Source organism: Bacteroidota bacterium (assembly GCA_018831055.1).
In the GTDB taxonomy this organism is placed as follows: Bacteria; Bacteroidota; Bacteroidia; order Bacteroidales; family B18-G4; genus M55B132.
In genome coordinates this window covers 1-3,461 of the sequence record JAHJRE010000053.1, presented here as the reverse complement: position 1 = coordinate 3,461, position 3,461 = coordinate 1, and the positions used below count along the sequence as shown (strand labels likewise).

Below are 3,461 nucleotides of genomic sequence, written 5' to 3'. Positions count from 1 at the left end.
TGGGGGCTGGGTGACTGGGGGCTGGGTGACTGGGTGACTGGGGGGCTGGGGTTCAATACTATAAAAAACCCCGGGAATGTAGCCCCCCGGGGTTGGTCTGATCAGCAGTTTATCAGATTCAGGACATTAGTGCTGTACAATGTTGGCTACGTTTCTGTCTCCACAGATGCTCATTCCGGCTCTGTTCATATAGCCTTGTTGGTAGATGCTGGCAGTGTTGTAATCGCCTTTAATCATAATACCGGAATAAGCAATGTCACCGGGGATCTCTCCTTTTCCCCTGAAGTTAGTTGCAATGTTTCCCGTGCCCTGTTGTTCAAGTATAACATTGTTTAGCTGGCTACCCTCTTCCAGATATATTGTCGCTGAATTTTCGTATCCCGATTGAGTGATGTCAATTTTATTTTTTTTACTTTTTTTCAAAGTGATCACTGTTTCGTTTAAATCACCTGTAATGATTACCCTGATGTTGTCTGACCGGCCATCCTGTAAAATTTCCGTTTTGTTTTCGAATCCGGCCTGTGAAATAAATGCCGAATTATCGGCACGATATTGGCTCAACCTGGTAATGTTCCCGATACCTTCCTGTATGATCTCCCCGACATTAAGCTTTCCTTCCTGGTGATGAAGGATCTTGTTATCATCGCCTTTCTGCTCCACCTGACTGAGGTGGGCAACACCCTGCTGGATAATTTCCACCTGATTGGCAAATCCTGATTGAATGAGGCTGAGTTCATGTTTTTCCCCTATTTGTTGCTGTAATGCCCTGTTTAATTCACCATCCTGGGAAATAACAGCCGTAAGCCCCATACCGAATTGCTCTGTCACGGCCGAATTATCCTTTCCGGAAATATCCTGTATAATCCTGTTGACTTCTTGTCCTGTGGTATACAGCCCAATGAATAATAAAACGGAGATTAAATACAGCTTTTTCATTAAATAAGATTGGCAGTTCTGTGACCCTTTACGCATGATACAAAGTAAAGGTTTAAGTATCAGAGTGTCAATTAGAGTAATTACTTCTTCGGATATAATGAATATACGAATCCGATTACGGGAAACCCGTAGAAATAAAAAAACCCCGCCTTAAGAGGGCGGGGTTTGCTTAGGGTAGTGATTACTTTATTGTACCTTGTTGAATGTTGTATTTACACTTACAAACTTGTAAACCGTTCCGCTTACAATGGGAAGATTTGTAATATTTCCTGTTAGAACATTATTTTGAAGCTGAACATTTGCAATGGTCACAGCAAAAGGAGCCGGATTGGTAATGTTAAGTGTCAGGATTTTCCTGTCGGCGCTCACAGCCCATGTACCCTGCTTCAGAGAATTTGGTTCATTGACACAGGCATAATAAGATTCAAAATTCGAACGCAGTTCAAGAGCGGCATTCGCCTGATCCTGGCAAGGTGCAAGACCAAGAAGCCCGTTGGCAACGTAAACGGAAGCATCGTCTCCCGGCTGATAAATCATGGTATCCTGTCCAAAAATAATGGTATCGGTGTTGTTGAATGTAGCCGATATAAACTTGTAAAAACCGGAATAAGGATCCACAGGGGTGCCTCCGTTGTCATCGTCATCATCCTTATCTTTACACGATTGGACAAAAACAAGTGACATCAACGCAAATAAAATCATGAACTGCATTGCATACCTGAAAATAGCGTTTTTTTTCATCATAGTGCTGTTACTTTTAGATTTTACAATAATACTGAGTTGCAATATTAGCAAAAAGAAAGCATAGAAACAACGATCAGGTTTTGGCAAATCACAGGTTTTTCATAAATTGGCACTGTGATGATCCATGAAAAAAAGCGTCTATGAAACTGAAAAACACAATCATACTGCTCTGCACTGTCTGCCTGTCAGCCTTTTTTTCTACAGTATTTTCCCAGGAAATTGTGATCAGCGGTGTTGTTATTGATCAGGAAACTCTTTCCCCACTCGCTGGAGTTAATATTATTGTTAAAGACAAACTGATTGGTACTGTTTCGGAAGCCGACGGGCAATTTCTATTGAAAACTAAAACTCCTGCCCCATTCACGCTTGTCTTCAGTCTCATTGGATACGCCACCAAGGAAATTGAAATACATAATCAGTCTAAAGGTTTAACGGTATTGCTCCTGGAGCAGCCTATACTTGGCCAGGAAGTAGTAATATCCGCTTCACGGGTGGAGGAAAGCATCATGAAATCGTCAGTGACCGTAGAACGCATGAATTCACGGGAAATACAAAACATTCCGGCTGCCAATTTCTTCGATGGGTTATACACCATCAAAGGAGTTGATATGAATGTTCACAGTCTCACTTTCCGTTTCCCCAATGCCCGTGGATTTACCGGTGATAACAATTACCGGATGAGCCAGTTGGTGGATGGTATCGATAATACGGCTCCGGGATTAAGTTTTCCGGCAGGCAACATTTTCGGTCTCTCACCTATTGAGATTGAAAGTGCAGAACTGCTCGTCGGAGCATCGTCTGCCCTTTACGGACCGGGAGGCATGAACGGTATACTGCTGATGAAAAGCAAGGATCCATTTCAATATCAGGGGCTGGATGCCTCACTTCAAACAGGGTTAATGCATCTGGGATCTAAATACCTGAACGACCCGACGCCAATGGTAGATTTTAACCTAAGGTATGCTAAAGCATTTAAAAACCGTTTTGCATTTCGCATCGGAGCTTCTTATCTTTCAGCAACAGACTGGTATGCAGCAGACTACCGTGATAAAAATCATTTAAACAACCCGGCCATTACCAGAGAGAGTTATCCCGGCTACGACGGGGTTAATGTTTATGGAGATGATATTATCGCACCTGTTAACCTGATACAACTTGCCCCAACCATCGCTGCCGGAATTGCAGAAGCACAGGGCTATCAACCCGGAACAGAAGAGTATGACGTATTTGTAAATAAAATCGTCAAGAAATTTAACGAAGGTATAGACAATCCTATTATCAGCCGTACCGGCTGGAATGAAGAAGACATTGTGGATTACGAAACACGTACACTTCGTTTTAATGCATCTCTTCACTACCGTTTAACCGAAAAGCTTGATGTAAGCCTAAGGGGAACCTACGGCCAGGGCAATAGTGTTTATACGGCGCAGAACCGATTTGCCTTTGATAACTTCCATATGACTACTATAGCTGCAGAATTAAAAAGTCCGGATTTTTATATACGCGCTTACAATGTCAGTGAAAACTCCGGTGATAGTTATAATGCGGGCGGTGTGGCATTACAGATGAATGAAGCATGGAAACCCAGTGAAGACTGGTATGGAGACTATATCAGTTCCTTTACTCAAACCTTTCTCATAACCGGTGATGAGGAACAAGCCCATAGCTTCGCCAGACTGGTAGCACAGAACAGAACCCCTCAAGGCACGATATTCAATGACTCCACACCTTCTTTTCCTCTTCCGGGTTCGGAACGCTTTGAACAGCTTCTCGACAGCCTG

3 protein-coding genes are annotated in these 3,461 nt (G+C 43.0%); 1 reads left to right on the top strand and 2 read right to left on the bottom strand.

The features are described from left to right. Nucleotides 1–126 precede the first annotated feature (126 nt). Complete coding sequence (locus KKA81_03270) at nucleotides 127–936, bottom strand: hypothetical protein (protein MBU2649930.1); 810 nt, start codon at nucleotides 934–936, stop codon at nucleotides 127–129. A gap of 186 nt (nucleotides 937–1,122) precedes the next feature. Further along, on the bottom strand, nucleotides 1,123–1,680 hold the full coding sequence (locus KKA81_03265) for a hypothetical protein (GenBank protein ID MBU2649929.1): 558 nt from the start codon (nucleotides 1,678–1,680) through the stop codon (nucleotides 1,123–1,125). A gap of 140 nt (nucleotides 1,681–1,820) precedes the next feature. Between KKA81_03265 and KKA81_03260 the strand changes: the two genes are divergently transcribed. After that, nucleotides 1,821–3,461, top strand: a 1,641-nt coding sequence (locus KKA81_03260) for a TonB-dependent receptor (GenBank protein MBU2649928.1), incomplete at its 3' end; no start/stop codon positions are given.